Raw genomic sequence first — 15516 nt, 5'->3', positions numbered from 1 at the left:
CGTGCGACATCCTTAGACAGGCCAACATCCAACCAGAACCGCCTCGGCCCGCCCCGGGGAGCGGAGGACATTGTGCAATTCGACGTCACTATCGAGATCCCTAAGGGTCAACGCAACAAGTACGAGATGGACCACGAAACCGGACGAATCCGCCTAGACCGGATGCTTTTCACCTCCACGCAGTACCCGGCCGACTATGGGTTCATCGACAACACTCTGGGCGAGGACGGCGACCCGCTCGACGCCCTCGTTCTCCTGCAGGAACCCACGTTTCCGGGGTGCCTGATCCGCTGCCGGACGATCGGGATGTTCCGCATGACGGACGAGGCCGGCGGGGACGACAAGGTCCTGTGCGTCCCGGCCACCGACCCGCGCATGGAACACCTGCGTGATATTCATCACGTTCCGGAGTTCGACCGGTTGGAGATCCAGCACTTCTTCGAGGTCTACAAGGACCTGGAGCCCGGAAAGTCGGTCGAGGGCGCCAGCTGGGCCCACCGCACCGACGCCGAGGCGGAGATCGAACGGTCCTTCAAGCGCGCCGCTCAGCTGAGTCACTGACCCCTACCGCGGGCCCGCCGGACGGGTGGCGCCCGCGTAGTCGGGGCGGAACGCGTTCGAGATCCTCACGCGTGCCCCCGTGAAGGGCGCCTCGACCATCTGGCCTCCCCCGATGTAGATGCCGACATGGTGAATCGTGCTCGGATCCGCCGGGTTGTGGGCGAAGAACACCAGGTCGCCGGGGCGCAACTGATCGCGCGTCGGATGCGGGCCCGCGTTGTACTGGGACGTCGCGTAGTGCGTGAGCGGCACCCCGGCGCGGGCCCAGGCGTAGGTCACCAGCCCGGAGCAGTCGAAGCCGACGGTGTGCGCGCCCTGGGCGATCCCGATCGTGGGCCCGGACGCGTTCCCGCCGCCCCAGGAGTAGGGCGTGCCGATCCAGCGCAGCGCCGCTCGGGCGGCCACGGCGCCGAGCGACGCCCCGCGCACGGCACGGGCGGCCTCGCGGGCGTTCCGCGGTACGGCCTGGGCCGCGCTCTTGCCGACGGCTTTCGCGACGTGGGCGCGCTGGAGTTCGGCGGTGCGGGCCTGTGCCCGCTTCAGCGCGGCGACCAGGCCTTCCTTCTGCCGCTGGATGCGCTGCACGCTCGACCGCTGCCGGGTCACGGCGGCCGTCGCGACCTGGCGTGCGGCGGCCGTGGCCCGGGTGGCGTCGCGCTGGGCGCCGAGCGCCCGGCGCGACTGCTTCTCGAACAGGTCGGCGATGGTGTGCGTGGCCTGCTCCTGCTCGACGGCGAAGTGCTGCCGGTTGGCCAGGAACTGCATGAAGGAGGCGCGTTCGAGGAACCCCTGCGGCCCGCCGCGCCCACCGAGCACGGCCGCGGCCGAGGGGATGCTGTCGTCGGTCCGGTAGGCCTTCGAGGCGAACACCGCCAGGTCGCGGCGTGACTGGTCCAGCCGGTCGCGGGCGCGGGCCGTACGGGCCAGCGCGGCCTGGTAGTCGCGGCCGGCCTGGTCGAGCCGGGCGCGCGCGCCGTTGAAGCGCTCGACGGCGAGCTCGGCCTGGTCGTTCATGTCGTCGAGTTCGGCGTTGGCCCTGGCCAGCTCGGCGTTGATGCGGCCGACGTCGGCGGCCCGGTCGTGCACCTGCCGCCGGCTGCGGGCGAGGTCACGCGCGCCCGGTGACGGGATGGCGGCCGAAGGGTCGGTGAGCAGCGCCGAGACGGCGAGCGTGGTCAGGGACAGGGCGCCGAGCCGTCGCCGCCGCCGTCTTCGTCGTCGCGTGGAGCCTGCCAAGGTGGATCCCCCCGATGTCCGCCCGCGCCGCGGAGCGGGCCTCACGAAGAGTTACCACTGATGACCCACTGGAAACATCAACCCCACCGATCACTCCGTTCCCAGCAGCCGGATGATCCAGGGACGGGTGGCTGATTTGGGCGGGAACGGGCCGCGTGGATAGGTGACGACCGGGACTTCTCCGCCGTAGCGGGCCTGGAGGTCGGCCGCCCGGCACCAGTCGGCGGGCGTACGGGTGGCGGCCCACGCCGCCGCGAGCGCCTGCCGCACGTCGGGGACGCGCTCCCACAGCTGCGTCAGCGTCATGGTGGTGTGCGCGGCGGCGTATCCGTCGTCGGGATAGGCGCGGCTGGCGAAGAACGGCGCGGTCACCCGGCCGCCGCGCGTGGAGGACAGCGCCCAGGTGAAGTTGGCGATCACCAGGTCGCGTACGGGCGGCGCGAGGCGTTCGGCGGCGCCGTACATCCGCTGCTGGCGGTGGCCGGTGAGCCGGGTGGTGGTGAGCAGCCAGCCGACCTCCTCTCGTCCGTCGCCGGGCGCGCCGCCGTCCGCGAGCCAGGCCAGCACGGTGAGTCCGCGGGCGGCCTGCAGGCGGCACAGCTCGATCACCTCCTGGCACATCCGGTCGCCCGGCTCGTTCGACTGCGGCCAGGGCACCCGCTGGATGCGCCCGACGAGGTCGGCCATCTCCGGCTCGACGAACCGCGGCGTGACCAGCGCACCGCGCGGAGCGTCGGCCCGCACCGTGTAGGCCTCCATCAGCCGGCCGAACCGGACGATGGATCCGCGGGCGGATCGGAGTGCGGGGGGTCGGCCGGCGCCGGAGCGGGGTCGGTCGGCGCGGGCTTCGCGGGCGGTGACTCGGGCGGCGGCGCCTGGGTCGGGGCGGTCGGCGCGGGACGGCTCGGCGGAGGCTGCGGGCTCTCGGGCCGGCTCGGCGCGGACGGGCCGGGCGCGGGCTCGCCCGGCGGGGACTGACCGGACGGAGGCCCGCTCGGCGACGGCTCGCCGGAAGGCGGCTCCGTCGGGGTCGGCGTGGGGGTCGGCACCGGTTCGGGCGTCGACGGCGGCGGGTACGGCGGACGGTCGCCCCACACGATCTGGACCTGGTGGCCGCCCGGCCAGAACGTGACGACCGCCGAGCCGGACCCGCCGGCCGGGGCGCGTACGGTGACGAGCTGCGCGACGCCGCACCGCAGGGTGCCCGCCGCGGGGCTGAGGCGTGTCGGCCGGCCGCCGGAGGCCTGCCAGTCGAGGGTGCCGGCCGGGCAGCTCAGCACGATCAGGCCCGCGCCGCCCGCCGGCAGCGTCAGCCGGCCGGGCCGTACGTCGAGGTCCTGGGCGACGGGGGCCCACAGGTAGTCCTTGGGCGGCACCGCGCCCAGCACGGCGGGGCCGGCCGGGGCGGGCAGGGCCAGGGGCAGCGTCGCCGACACCGGTCGCGCGCCGCTGGGCCGGCTCGGCGGCGCGGGGCTCGGCCGCGGCGACCGCTTGCCGGGCGGTCCGGCGATGACGCCGTCCCGGCCGTGAAGGGTGTCGTCGCCGAGGTAGCCGCACACGGCGATCGCCGTGACCGCGGCGAGCAGCGCCCCGGCCGCGGCGGCGAGCGCCCGCGGCCAGCCGCGCGAGGCGTCCTCCGAGGCGCGCCGCAGGGCCGCGGCCGGGCCCGTGCCGGGCTGCTGGGGGAAGCCCTGGGCCCCGAAGCGCGACACGCGCGCCGCCGCGAACAGCCGGTAGCCGGCCAGTTCGGGGTCGGTGAAGCAGTTCATGAGCCGGCCGCGCAGCGCCGGCGGCAACGGCGCGTCGGGCAGCAGGGCGTACACCTTGCGCGGCGCGATGTTGTCCGGCAGGTGCCGGGCGCACCGCGGGCATTCGAGCGAGTGGCGGACGAGCGTCTCACGCAGATCGTCGTCGATCTCGTCCTTGCGGGGACGCAGGAGCGCCGCGCGCTGCGAGCAGCCGTCCAGGCCGTCATGCGCGAGGATCTCCGCGATGAGCGCGGCCTCCAGCAGCACCGCGGCCTGTCCCAGCAGCTCGCCGATCTCCTTGGCCCGCAGCCCGACGACGAGCGCGATGTCGGAGTCGGTCAGGCCGTGCCGGTGCCGCAGGTCGAGCAGTTCGCGGCTCAGCGGCGGCAGCCCGGTGACGGCGCGCCACGCCATCAGCCGCAGGTCGACGTCGTCCTGGTCGTGCCGGGCCACCGGCACGTCGGGCTGGACCGGGCCAGCCGGCCGCCGGCGGCGGCACTCGATCCGCGCGAGCGCGTAGAGCCACGGGCCGAACCGCGCGGGACTGCGCAGCCGGCCGACGTGGGCCTCGGCGCACATGAGGGTGTCGCGGAACGCCACCTGTGCGGCGTCGCCGTTGCGCAGCTGGAACCAGCAGTAGCCGTAGAGGCGTTCGGCGTACGCGTCGTAGATCTCACCCATGGCGATCGGGTCACGTGATCGCAGCGCCTCGACCAATAGCCGGTCTTCCATGGCGCTGAAGTTAAAACCTTTTACGCCCCATCTTCAACACTTTCCCGAAGAGCCATAGAAGTTTATTCGGATCGCCACGGTAAAGTGCCGGTGAAATGCCTTTTTATATCGCCGTAAGCGGTCGTTTATCGTCCTATGACGGCTTTGCCCCGCCTGGGGGCGGTCCGTGCCAACAAGAGGGGAACATGCCAACGACCAGCGCGGAGACGGTGATCAGCCGGTGACCCGCGCGATTCCCGCCATCGCGCAGCCCGCCTCGAGCTCGGCAAGGCCGAAAGCGTTGATCGGCCCCAAAGCTCCCGTCTCCACCATTCCCCTTGATGCCTGACAAGCGGCCCAAGAAAGGGCGCCTGCCGTGAACTCATAGGGATCACCGCCGGAAAGGTGCACATCCGTGAGCAGCGATCCCTCGGAGTCGTAGGCGACCGCGACGATGCGCGACGTCAGCGTGCTCTTGCCGCTTCGGCGGCGGGCCAGGCGCGCCATCGTGCCCAGCGCGGCCCGCGCGCCGTACGCGCCGACCCGCCCGCGCGCCGCCGGCCTCGTGGCCCGGCCGAACCAGCCCAGATAGACGTTGACCTCGTACAGCGCCGGGTAGGACTCGGGCAGCGCGAAGTGCTCCGAGGAGCCGATCGACAGGCCGGGCCGCGACCGGCCCGCCACCTGGAACTCACGGACCCGTGGTCGGCGCTCCTCGTGGATGCGCCCGCGGAAGGAGTACATCCGGGCGGTGGCCACGCCGGCGACCGACTGCAGGCTGCCGGCGGTCAGCCCCCGCCACAGGTCGCCGCCACCGACGAAGTAGCCGATGTCAACGCGGAAACCGTCGTCGCCGACCCGGTCGAGGGCGAGGCCCGCGGCGAGGTTGCCCGGAACGTAGTCGTAGCCGAACGCGGGGATCAGCGCCGACCGCGTCGCGCGGGGCCCGTAGGACTCGAAGACCTCACGGATGAACGGCGGCTCGCCGGTGGAGTCGAGGTAGTGCGCGCCCGCGTCGACCGCGGCCTCCAGGGCGGCGTGCCCGTACCGCTGGAACGGGCCGACCGTCGTGACCAGGACGTCGCCGCTCTCGACCAGCGCCCGTACGGACCGCGGCTCCTCGACGTCGGCGTAGGCGATCTCCAGGCCGCCGAGCCCGTCCGCGAGCGCGGTCAGGGCCGTACGGTTCCGGCCGGCGAGGACCGGGCGCGCACCCTGGGCGACGAGCGCTCTCGCGGTCAGGACGCCGGTGTAGCCGGTGGCACCGAAGACGACGATGCGGCCCGCCATGCCCCTTCTCCCCAGCTACGCGAGTCGGTCTGTTGCGCCGAGAGACCGCCGGGGACCCGATGCGCCACTCGCGACGGGCGCGGGTTCCCGGCCGTGTCCGAGCGTACTCATCAGTCACGAAGCGTGCCGGTTTTTCCCCACACATCGATCATCGGGGGAAGTATCCGTTCCGCCGCCGCGGCGATCGCGGTGACCTGTGCCGTGGTCAACACCGCAGGCTGCCGCTCGACGAGCCGGCGGGCCCGCCCGGCCCGCTGCACGGTCACACCGTCGAACGTGAACCCCGTGCGCGGCAGCCGCGCGCCGTGCACGGCGACGACCGCGTGCACCTCGACCCGGTGCCCGAGATCCTCCGACAGACGTTCGGCGACCGTACGCGCCGCGTCCCTCGCCGTCACGAGCAGCCGCGTCATCGGCCGCGGCCCGACCCACAGCCGCTCGTCCACCGCGCGCAGCCGGGTGAGGACCGGCCAGCGACGCGAGACGATCGCGTACACGCCGGTCAGGCCGACGACGAGGTGGTCGAGGTTCGCGTGGGCGGGTATGGGCAGCGCCCGGTCGTGCAGCACGTGGAAGTAGGCCGGGTCCAGCCGCGACAGGCGCCGGCCGGTACGCCGCTCGGCCGCCGCGCCGCGCCGCCAGTGGGTGACGGGGTCCGGCTTGACCCGCAGGTAGAAGGAGTGCAGGAGGAGGGCCGTGAGGGCGGCGGCCAGACCGGTCAGCCAGTCGAAGACGCCTGCGGTCATGGCGCCCGCGACGCCCGCCAGGACGGTCCGCGCGAGGACCCGCTCCTGCCGGTACTCCGCCCGCAGGTGCCGGTATCGGGCGTGCGCCGACGCGCCGGCCACCGAAGCACCTCGTCCAGGCACCGCTCCTCCTCAAGGGAAAGAGTGATGTCCCGCGACCGGGGCCTCAAGACACTTGACCACCTGTCGACCGAGTCATGGCCGAGGTCCGCCCTCCGGCGGAGCCATGGCCGAGGCCCCCTCCGACGGGGTCACGACCGACGGCCACCCTCCGGCGAGGTCACGGCCGAGGTCCGCCCTCCGGCATCGTCGTACGGTCCTCCGCGCGGAGCCGCGCGGCGAGGTCGCGGTTGATCCGGCGGGGCCAGGACGGTCCGCCGTAGATCAGGCCCGTGTAGGCCTGGACCAGGGTCGCGCCCGCCTGGAGGCGTTCCCAGGCGTCGTCGGCCGTCTCGATGCCGCCGACCGAGATCAGCACGAGCCGGTCGCCGGCGCGCTCGCGCAGGCGCCGCAGCACCTCCAGCGAGCGCTCCCTGAGCGGCGCGCCCGACAGCCCGCCCGTCTCGTCGGCGTGCGCGTCGGTCAGGCCCGTACGGGAGATCGTGGTGTTGGTCGCGATGACGCCGTCGAGACCGAGGTCGAGGGCCAGGTCGGCGACGGCGTCGACGTCGGCGTCCGCGAGGTCGGGTGCGATCTTCACCAGCAGCGGCACGTGCCGGGGCGTGGTGCGTCGCGCGGCCTGCCGTACCTGCTCCAGGAGGGGCCGCAGGTGCTCGACGGCCTGGAGGTTCCGCAGGCCGGGGGTGTTGGGCGAGCTGACGTTGACGACGAGGTAGTCGGCGAGCGCGGCCAGCCGTTCGGTGCTCTCGACGTAGTCGGCGGCGGCCTCGGCCTCCGGGACGACCTTGGTCTTGCCGATGTTGACCCCGACGACGGACCGGCGCCGGCCCTTGAGCCGGTCCGCGGCGGCCCGCGCGCCGTCGTTGTTGAAGCCCATCCGGTTAATCAGCGCCCGGTCCTTCGGCAGGCGGAACAGCCGCGGGCGGGGGTTGCCGGGCTGTGCCCGCGCCGTGACCGTGCCGATCTCCACGAACCCGAACCCGAACGCGCCCAGCGCCTCGTACGCCTCGGCGTCCTTGTCGAACCCGGCGGCCAGGCCGAGCGGGCTGGGGAAGTCCAGACCGAGCGCGCGGACGCGCAGGACGGGGTCGCGCGGCCCGTACCGGCGGCGGACCAGCGCGAGTACGCCGGGTACGACGGCGAGGAGGCGCAGGCCGCGGAAGCTCAGCCGGTGCACGGTCTCGGCGGGCAGGCGGCGCAGGATGAGGGCGAAGATCAGTCGGTACATCGGCCCTGATTCTCCCAGTGACGCCGATCCGGGGTGACGGCGGCCGTGCCCGGAGCGCACCCACCGGGACCGCGACGTCGGCGGCCCACTCTCGTTCGGCTGGTCACGCACACGAGATCGCGCGCCGAGGCGGGCCATGTCCGCGCCACCCGGCGACTCACCGCGCTAGCGTGGAGGCCGTGAGTCCGCGGATCGAGATCGACGGTCATCCCGCGACAGCGGCCGAGCTGGGGCACTTCGCGCTCGGGAACTACGGGCACTTCACCGCGATGCAGGTCCGCGAGGGCCGGACGCGCGGGCTGGACCTCCACCTGGCCCGGCTCGACGCGGCGCAGCGGGAGCTGTTCGGCGACGGGCTGGATCCGGCGCTGGTGCGCTCGCGCATCCGTCACGCGCTCGGCGAGACCCGCGACGCGTCCGTACGGGTCACCGGGTTCTGGCCGGAGGGTGCCGCCGAGCCGTCCCTCCTGGTCTCCGTGCGCCCGCCGGCCGACACTCCGCGCTCGCCGCAGAGTCTGCGGACCGCGCCGTACCAGCGGCCCGTCGCGCACGTGAAGCACCTCGGCGGGTTCGGGCAGAGCTACTACGGCCGCGTCGCGCGGCGTACGGGCTTCGACGAAGCGCTGCTCGTCGGGCCGGGCGGCGTCGTCTCCGAGGGCGCGATCACCAATCTGGGCTGCTATGACGGCACGTCGGTGGTGTGGCCCGACGCGCCGGCCCTGGACGGCGTCACCATGCTGCTGCTCGAACGCGACCTGCCCGGCGAGGGCGTGCCGTCGCGACGCGGCCCGGTGCGGGTGGACGACCTGCCGTCGTACGCCTCGGTGTTCGTCACCAACTCCCGCGGGGTGGCGGCGGTCGATCGCGTGGACGACCTGCGGCTGCCGGTCGACGAGGGGTTCATGAAGACGGTGCGGCGGACGTACGAGTCCGTGCCGTGGGACGTCATCTGAGGTGACCCCACCGACGCGAAGACCCCGCCAGGAATCTGGCGGGGTCTCCCACGTTGGCACCGGTGCGCGGGTCGCCTCACGGCGAAATGCACAACACGGCTCCAGCCGAACGGTATTCCGTGAAGGCGATGGTTAGGCCCGGGGGACACCGAACGCACCGGCCACGTCGAGTGTAACAAGAGGGGCGGATGCGTTTGTTCCCGTCCACGGCCGGGTTTTCCGCGGCGCCGTCAGATGACCTGTGTCCAGGGCGGCGCGCGGGCAGAAGGTTGTCATGACATCTAGCCTGGGTCACATGGACCCGCTCAGCACCGGCGAACTTCAGGTGTGGCAGGCGTGTAAGACCCTGGGACACGAGGTCACCCGCCGCGTCGGCGCGGAGTTGACGGCCGTCACCGGGCTGTCGGGCTCGGAGTACGGTCTCCTGTCCCGGCTGGAGGAGCTGGGCGGCGGCCGGCTCGGGCAGCAGGCGCTGGCCGACGCGATGGGCTGGGCGAAGAGCCGCATGTCCCACCAGCTGACGCGGATGGCGGCGCGAGGGATCGTCCGGCGTGAGAAGGGGCCGGCCGGCGTGATCGTCGTGCTCACCGCGGACGGCCGTGAGCTGCTGGCGCGGGCGCGGCCCGTGCACGCCGCCGCCGTGCGCGAGCACCTGATCGACCGGCTCGGGGAGGCCGAGCGGGCCATGCTCGTACGGATCGCCGGCCGCCTCGCCGGTGAGGCCGAGCCGGCCGGATGACGGGCGTCGCTCAGGTTCCGGTGCCGGTCGCCCAGAGGACTCTGCCGTCCTGGACGATCGTCAGGTCGCCGTCGGCCTGAAGGACGAGCACCGCGCCGTCGTGTCCGTCGGTGCGCGAACTCCACAGCGTCCGCTGGTCGCCGCCGTACAGCACGAAGTTGCCGTCCGCCTGGAAGACGGCATGGGTGCCGGACGCGTGTGTGCCGCTCGACCAGACCCGCTCGTCGTTCCGGTCGCGCAGGACCAGGTCGCCGCCCGAGGTCAGGGACAGGCGGAGCCGGTTCGTACGGATCTCGTCGCCGGGATACAGCACGTACGTCCCGTGCACGACCCGCGTCTGCCCCTCGGCGGCCGCCCGTTCCGTGCTCGCCGACCGCCGGGGCGCGGCCGTGTCCTTCGGCTTCGGCGCGAGGGCGCGGCGCACGGCGGCGTTCGCGGAGGACCCCGGGCCGGGCGTCGTACGGGAGTCCGTCCGCGGTCTCGTCCTCGGCGACGTGCGCGGTGGCGCCGATCGCTCCGACGGGCTCGGCGAGGGGATCTTCGCCTTCGGCACCGGAGGAAGGGACGGCGGCGGCGAGGAGGACCGCGGCTGCCAGGTCGGCGCGGGCGCCGGCACGGCCGGCCTCGCCGCGGTCCGCTCGGTCACCGGGCCGTGCGGCCGCGCCTTCGCCGACGAGGCCACGGAGTCGCCGAGCACCCGCTCCGTGGGCGAGACCACCGCGAACGGCGCCGCCGCGAGGACGGCGATGCCCGTCGCCGTGAGCAGCGCCGTCCCCGTACGCCGCCGGCGGGCGGGCGAGGGCCCGGCGACCTCGTCGACGGCGTCCGGCGGCCCGTCGAGCACGATGATCGGCGAGACCCGCAGGGGCCTTCCTCCGCCCGCCGTCGTTCCCGCTTCGTCCGGCGGCTCCGCCACCCGCTCATCCGTCATGCCGTCTCCTTCCGTGCCGTCGCGGACGCCGTCCAGAGAGACGGGCCCGCACCGGTATCACGTCCGCGACCGCCCGCCGGGATCACTCCGGCTCGGCGGCGACGGCGATGACCATGGAGAATCCACGCTGTGAAAATCAGGGGAATCGGTACCCGCGCTTTCGTCGGCATGGCGGCGGCGATGGCATTGCTGGGTACCCTCATCGAGCCGGCGCAGGCCGCCGAACGACCGGACCACTCCGGCGGCGGCATCGCCCAGAAACTGCGGCAGACCATGGACCGGCTGCACTTCGAGCAGGTCCTCGACCTGGCGCCGCCGACCGCGTCGGCGCAGGCCCGCGCCATGACGGCACAGTCGGTGGACAAGGACGCGACAACGCCCCAGCAGCGCGCGAAGCGTTTCGCCGCACTCGCGTCGGATCCGCGGCCGATCGTCCAGCAGCCGCAGATCGACACGACCGTCATCGAACTGGACGCGCACGGCCGGCCCGTTTCCTCCGGCACCGTGCTGATGAGCCCGCAGTATCCGCACGGAATCGTCGTTCCGGTGGACGGGAATTACCACTCCGACGCCGTTCGCTGGCGCCAATGGGACGACGCCGGGTGGTACACCAACCACGCCCAGGGCATCATCGACATCGTCCCCGGCCGGGAGAACGCCCCGCTCGACTTCATGGAGCCCTATCCCGCGTCGGTGCTGAAGCTGATGGTCGTCTTCGGCGTCCTCCGGCTCGTCGACCAGGGCACGGTCAAGCTCGACGAAACCTACGCCTACCAGCCGACGTCGCTCAGCTCGCTCTGCGGTGACGCCACGAGCGACACGATCCGCGACTACATCGACGCCTCGATCACCTGGTCCTCCAACGCCGCGTCGTGCGCACTGGTCAAGCTGCTCTGGGACCACAACGCGGTCGACGGGCTCAACCAGACGTTCCAGGACCTGGGCCTGGAGACGATGCAGCTGAAGGAGACCAACCCGGCGAACGGCGGGCACTGGTCCAACCCGGTCACCATGACCTCGCTGGACACCGCCAAGCTCCTCATGATCATCAATGGCTCGCCGGGCCGGCTGTGGACCACGCCGAACGGCACGCCGGTCACCGCCGCCGCCCTGAGCCCGTCCTCGCGGCGGTTCTTCAAGAGCGAGCTGTTCCAGCAGGGCTACAACGACGTGCTGTCCACCACGAGCTGGTGCGGCGCGGACTACCCGGCGCCGGGCATCCCCCAGCTCACCGCGTCGCGCTGGATCGCGGCCGACGGCACGACCACGGTCGGCGGCGACGCGTACGCCCATGACGTGCGGCCGTGCGACCTGGCCGCCCAGGTGACGTACTCGCACAAGACCGGCCTGGTGGGCAACTCGGCCTCGGACGCGGGCATCGTGAAGGCCCTGCCGGGCAAGGGGGGTCGGACCTACATCATCGCGATGTTCTCCAACCTCGGCGACCAGTACCAGGACCCGAACCGTCCGCCGACGGCCCCGGGCGCGCACCCGGTCGCCTACACGGAGAAGTTCGCCCAGCTCGGCAAGATCATCGATCAGTTCGAAGCAACGCGTCACTGAGACAGCGGCGGTCCGGCGACCTCGGAGCCGCCGGACCGCCGTACGTCTCCTCAGTAAGCGAAGGTGATGCGGCGCCTGATCGCCTCGCCCTTCTCCAGCTCGGTCACGAGACCGTCCGCGTAGTCCTCGGCGCTGATCCGGCTCCGGCCCTCGGCGTCGGTGAGCAGCTCGTCGCCGCCCCGGCGGTGGTTCCCCGTACGCTCGCCGGGCGCGATCTCGGCCGCCGGAGAGACATAGGTCCAGTCGAGGTCGCCGGCCTCCTCGCGCAGCAGGTCCAGCAGCGCGGCCTGGGCCAGCGCCCCCTCCTTCCAGGCGGGCGGGAAGTTGGGGGCGTCCACGAGCCGTGCGCCCGGCGCGACCTCCAGACTGCCCGCTCCCCCGACGACGACCAGCCGGCGAACGCCCGCGGTGCGCAGCGCCTCGAACACCGCGCGTCCGGTGCCGATCATCCCGTCCTCGCCCGGCGTGATCGCGAGCACGACCGCGTCGTGGCCCGCGGCGAGCGCGGCCACCGCCGAAGCGTCACTGGCGTCTCCGGCCGTGGTGCCGTCGGCGCCGCTGCGCGTGACGCCCGTGACCGTGTGCCCCCGTCCGCGCGCCTCGGTCGCGATCCGGCTCCCGATCATGCCGGTGGCGCCGATCAGCAGAATCCTCATGGTGTCGCCTCCCTGGACGTTCTTCGTCAGGGACGTGACGGTATCCATTGGATATCGGTTACTTCAACGTGCTATTGATATCTAGTGGAAACCATTGAGCAGGGAGACGCCTTCGACCCCGACTGCCCCACGCGGCTGGTGCTCGACCGCATCGGCGACCGGTGGACCGTGCTGATCCTGCTGACACTGCGCGACGGGCCGCGGCGGTTCACCGAGCTGCGCCGCAAGGTCAACGGCGTGACCCCGAAGGTCCTCACCCAGACCCTGCGCGCGATGGAACGCGACGGCCTGGTCACCCGCGAGGTGTTCGCGGAGGTCCCGCCGCGCGTGGAGTACACCCTGACCGCGCTCGGCATGTCCCTGCAGACCCCCATCCAGGCCATCACCGACTGGGCCGAGGCGAACGTCGGCAAGGTCATGGCCGCCCGCGAGGAGTCTCTCCGGGCCTGATCATCCGTCGGCGCATGGCCACGGTGGAACACGGGTAGGGCCGCGCAGGGACGCACCTTCCACGCGAACAGGCAGGTGAGGTCGATGGCGTCCGAGGAGTCCGCCCTCTCGCCCGGCCGCTCGATCTGGGCGGGCGTACTGATCGGGGTCGGAGTCGCGGCGTTCCTCGATGAGACGGTCTTCCACCAGCTGCTGCACTGGCACCACTTCTACGACCGGTCCACTCCTGCCGTCGGGCTGGTCTCCGACGGGCTCTTCCACGCGTTCGGCTGGTTCGCCACGGTGATCGGCCTGATCATGGTGGCCGATCTCGTGCGCCGTTCGGGACTGTCGGGACGGGCGCTCGCCGGAGGCGTCCTGCTGGGCGCCGGCGCCTTCCAGCTCTACGACGGCACGATCCAGCACAAGATCCTGCGGTTGCACCAGATCCGCTACCACGTCGAGATCGCGCCGTACGACTGGTCCTGGAACGTCATCGCGGTGATCCTGCTGCTCGTCGGCGCGTGGGTGCTCCGCCGGGAGGGGCGACGCCGGTGACCGCGTACGCGGCGGCGCTCGCGGCCGTCGCCCTCTACATCGCCGGCGCGCTACGCCTGCGGCGTCGCGGTGACGCCTGGTCGCCGTGGCGTGCCCTGTCCTTCGGCGTCGGCGCGTGCGGAGCCGCCGTCGCGGTGGCCGCGCCGCTGCCGGGCGGGGCGTTCACCGCCCACATGGTGCAGCACCTCATCCTGGGGATGTACGCGCCGCTGCTCCTGGTGCTGGGCCGGCCGATCACGCTCGCGCTGCGCGCCCTGCCACCCGGCCGCGTACGCCGTGGCCTGCTCGGGACGGCGCGGTCGCGGGCCGCCGCGTTCCTGGTCTTCCCGCCGGTCGCGGCGGCGCTGGACGTGGGCGGCCTGTGGATCCTGTACCGGACGCCCCTGTTCGCGGCCACCCACGAGCGTCCGTGGGCGCATGCCCTGGTCCACCTGCACGTCCTGCTCGCCGGAGTGCTCTTCACCGTCGCCGTCTGCCAGGTCGAGCCGCTGCGGCACCGGTACTCGATCGCGCTGCGCGGCGCGACGCTCGTGCTCGCGGGCGCCGCGCACGCCGTACTGGCCAAGTCCCTCTGGGTGACGCCGCCCCCGGGGTTCTCCGCGCCCGACCCGCACACCGGCGCGGAGGTGATGTACTACGGCGGCGACGTCGCCGAGATCGCGCTGGCCGTGGTGCTCGCCCTGCGCTGGTACGCGGCCGGCGGCCGGGCCCTGCGCCGCCCCGCCCGGTCGTCCGGCGGGAGGCCTCACAGCCGTACGGGCAGGGCACGCACGCCGTTGCCCACGAAGCTGGAGCGGTAGGAGAGCTCCGTCGCGGCCACCTCCAGGCCGGGGAAGCGGGTGAACAGCCGCTCCAGCGCGATGGTGGCCTCCATGCGGGCCAGCGGCGCGCCGAGGCAGAAGTGCGCGCCGTGTCCCAGTGAGAGATGCCGCGCGGCGTCGGACCGGCGGGGCCGGGTCACGTCGAAGCGGTCGGCGTCCGGCCCGTGCGCCGCCGGGTCGCGTCCCGCGGCCGAGTAGCCCGCCAGTACGGGGGTGCCCTGCGGGATCACCGTGCCGTCGACCGTCAGGTCGCGGACGGGATAGCGGAAGGGGAAGAAGCTGACCGGCGCGTCCCAGCGCAGGGTCTCCTCGACCGCGTCCGCCCAGCCGACCTCGCCGTTCAGGACCAGGTCGAGCTGGTCGCGGTGGGCGCACAGGGCGCGGACCGCGTTGGCGATCAGGGACAGCGTGGTCTCGTGCCCGGCGACGACCATCAGGAGCAGGGTGCCGATGAGCTCCTCCTGGCTGAGCCGGTCGCCGTCCTCGTCGCGGGTGGCGATCAGCGCGCTGGTGAGGTCGTCGCCGGGCCGCTCCGCGCGGGCCGCGGCGACCGTGCCCAGGAGGGCCACCATCTCCCGGTTGGCGGCTGAGACCTCCTCCGGGCCGGCGTTCGTGGCCACCACCCGGTCGGACAGCCGGTGCAGGGTGTCGCGGTAGGCGTCGTCGATCCCGAGCAGTTCGCCGATGACCCCGATCGGCAGCGGCAGCGCGAAGTGCCGGATCAGGTCGACGACTCCGCCGTCGGCGGCGCGCTCAAGCCCGTCGAGCAGGCCGGCGGTCATCTCCTCGACCCGTGGACGCAGGAGCTCGACCCGCCGGGCGGTGAACGCCTTGCTGACCAGGGAGCGCAGCCGGCGGTGGTCGGCGCCGTCGGCCGTCGTCATGCCCGGCACCGTGGCGAAGGTCAGCAGGGGCCAGCCGGCCGGGATCCGCCCGTCGCGCAGCGCCGCGAAGTGCCGGGCGTCCTTGGCGACGTCGGCGCGGGAGAGGAACTCCTTCAGCGCCTCGTGCCCGAGCACCGCCACGCCCTCGACGTCTCCGGGAAGCACGACCGGTGCGACGGCCCCGCGCGCGAGCAGCCGCGCGTTGTCGGCGTGCGGACTGCCGCCGGCCGGGTTCAGCCGGTACGGCGGGACGGAAGAGGTGTTCACCATGCCCTCCTCGGCACGACCGGGTCCGTGGACCCCGCTGCCGTCGAGGCTACTCGTGGGGACCGCTCCACAGCG

16 protein-coding genes are annotated in these 15516 nt (G+C 73.1%); 7 read left to right on the top strand and 9 right to left on the bottom strand.

What is annotated here, in order from left to right; translation table 11 throughout:
- Positions 1–72 precede the first annotated feature (72 nt).
- The gene (locus tag QSK37_RS40070; protein WP_285578266.1) at positions 73–561 is read left to right on the top strand and encodes an inorganic diphosphatase; all 489 of its coding nucleotides are present in this window, start codon (positions 73–75) and stop codon (positions 559–561) included.
- Between the two features lie 3 nt (positions 562–564).
- Here the strand turns inward: QSK37_RS40070 and QSK37_RS40065 are convergent, their stop codons facing one another.
- The 6 genes from QSK37_RS40065 to QSK37_RS40040 all read right to left on the bottom strand — a co-directional run bounded on the left by QSK37_RS40065 (position 565) and on the right by QSK37_RS40040 (position 7640).
- The gene (locus QSK37_RS40065; RefSeq protein ID WP_285631777.1) at positions 565–1797 is read right to left on the bottom strand and encodes a C40 family peptidase; all 1233 of its coding nucleotides are present in this window, start codon (positions 1795–1797) and stop codon (positions 565–567) included.
- Between the two features lie 90 nt (positions 1798–1887).
- Positions 1888–2556 carry a hypothetical protein gene (locus QSK37_RS40060; RefSeq protein WP_285631774.1) on the bottom strand — a complete coding sequence of 223 codons (669 nt, stop codon included), beginning with the start codon at positions 2554–2556 and terminating at the stop codon, positions 1888–1890.
- Entirely contained in the window at positions 2556–4277 is a 1722-nt protein-coding gene (locus tag QSK37_RS40055) for a sigma-70 family RNA polymerase sigma factor (RefSeq protein ID WP_285631771.1), read from the bottom strand. The genes QSK37_RS40060 and QSK37_RS40055 overlap by 1 nt, the downstream gene beginning before the upstream one ends.
- Before the next feature lie 213 nt (positions 4278–4490).
- The gene (locus QSK37_RS40050) at positions 4491–5546 is read right to left on the bottom strand and encodes a saccharopine dehydrogenase family protein (RefSeq protein WP_285631768.1); all 1056 of its coding nucleotides are present in this window, start codon (positions 5544–5546) and stop codon (positions 4491–4493) included.
- Positions 5547–5656: 110 nt separating this feature from the next.
- Positions 5657–6415 (bottom strand): nuclease-related domain-containing protein, encoded by a 759-nt coding sequence (locus QSK37_RS40045; RefSeq protein ID WP_285631765.1) that lies wholly within the window; start codon positions 6413–6415, stop codon positions 5657–5659.
- Between the two features lie 157 nt (positions 6416–6572).
- Positions 6573–7640, bottom strand: coding sequence for a quinone-dependent dihydroorotate dehydrogenase (locus QSK37_RS40040; protein WP_285631761.1), 1068 nt, complete (start codon positions 7638–7640; stop codon positions 6573–6575).
- A gap of 179 nt (positions 7641–7819) precedes the next feature.
- Here QSK37_RS40040 and QSK37_RS40035 point away from each other — a divergent pair, with 179 nt between their 5' ends.
- Together QSK37_RS40035 and QSK37_RS40030 are read left to right on the top strand one after the other, a co-directional pair.
- Positions 7820–8593, top strand: a complete 774-nt coding sequence (locus tag QSK37_RS40035) for an aminotransferase class IV family protein (RefSeq protein WP_285631758.1) — start codon at positions 7820–7822, stop codon at positions 8591–8593.
- A gap of 295 nt (positions 8594–8888) precedes the next feature.
- Positions 8889–9332 carry a MarR family winged helix-turn-helix transcriptional regulator gene (locus QSK37_RS40030; protein ID WP_285631755.1) on the top strand — a complete coding sequence of 148 codons (444 nt, stop codon included), beginning with the start codon at positions 8889–8891 and terminating at the stop codon, positions 9330–9332.
- 10 nt (positions 9333–9342) lie between these two features.
- Here the strand turns inward: QSK37_RS40030 and QSK37_RS40025 are convergent, their stop codons facing one another.
- The gene (locus QSK37_RS40025; protein ID WP_285631752.1) at positions 9343–10263 is read right to left on the bottom strand and encodes a hypothetical protein; all 921 of its coding nucleotides are present in this window, start codon (positions 10261–10263) and stop codon (positions 9343–9345) included.
- 180 nt (positions 10264–10443) lie between these two features.
- Between QSK37_RS40025 and QSK37_RS40020 the strand changes: the two genes are divergently transcribed.
- Positions 10444–11826, top strand: a complete 1383-nt coding sequence (locus tag QSK37_RS40020; RefSeq protein WP_285631749.1) for a serine hydrolase — start codon at positions 10444–10446, stop codon at positions 11824–11826.
- Positions 11827–11876: 50 nt separating this feature from the next.
- Here QSK37_RS40020 and QSK37_RS40015 read toward each other — a convergent pair whose 3' ends face one another.
- Positions 11877–12482 (bottom strand): NAD(P)-dependent oxidoreductase, encoded by a 606-nt coding sequence (locus QSK37_RS40015; protein WP_285631746.1) that lies wholly within the window; start codon positions 12480–12482, stop codon positions 11877–11879.
- 84 nt (positions 12483–12566) lie between these two features.
- Here QSK37_RS40015 and QSK37_RS40010 point away from each other — a divergent pair, with 84 nt between their 5' ends.
- From QSK37_RS40010 to QSK37_RS40000, 3 genes are all read left to right on the top strand, one after another.
- A complete protein-coding gene (locus QSK37_RS40010) occupies positions 12567–12932 on the top strand; it encodes a winged helix-turn-helix transcriptional regulator (protein WP_349498027.1) in 366 nt (121 codons plus the stop codon).
- 84 nt (positions 12933–13016) lie between these two features.
- Positions 13017–13469, top strand: coding sequence for a DUF2243 domain-containing protein (locus QSK37_RS40005; protein ID WP_285578252.1), 453 nt, complete (start codon positions 13017–13019; stop codon positions 13467–13469).
- Positions 13466–14269: a cytochrome c oxidase assembly protein gene (locus QSK37_RS40000; RefSeq protein WP_285631743.1), complete on the top strand. Its 804-nt coding sequence runs from the start codon at positions 13466–13468 to the stop codon at positions 14267–14269. The genes QSK37_RS40005 and QSK37_RS40000 overlap by 4 nt, the downstream gene beginning before the upstream one ends.
- On the opposite strand, the gene QSK37_RS39995 is transcribed toward QSK37_RS40000, so the two are convergent.
- A complete protein-coding gene (locus tag QSK37_RS39995; protein WP_285631739.1) occupies positions 14215–15441 on the bottom strand; it encodes a cytochrome P450 family protein in 1227 nt (408 codons plus the stop codon). The genes QSK37_RS40000 and QSK37_RS39995 overlap by 55 nt on opposite strands.
- Positions 15442–15516: the final 75 nt, after the last annotated feature.

Source organism: Actinoallomurus iriomotensis, from assembly GCF_030269445.1.
Classification (GTDB): domain Bacteria; phylum Actinomycetota; class Actinomycetes; order Streptosporangiales; family Streptosporangiaceae; genus Actinoallomurus; species Actinoallomurus iriomotensis.
The sequence above is the reverse complement of the archived record's forward strand: the minus strand, read 5'-3'. Positions and strand labels throughout refer to the sequence as shown.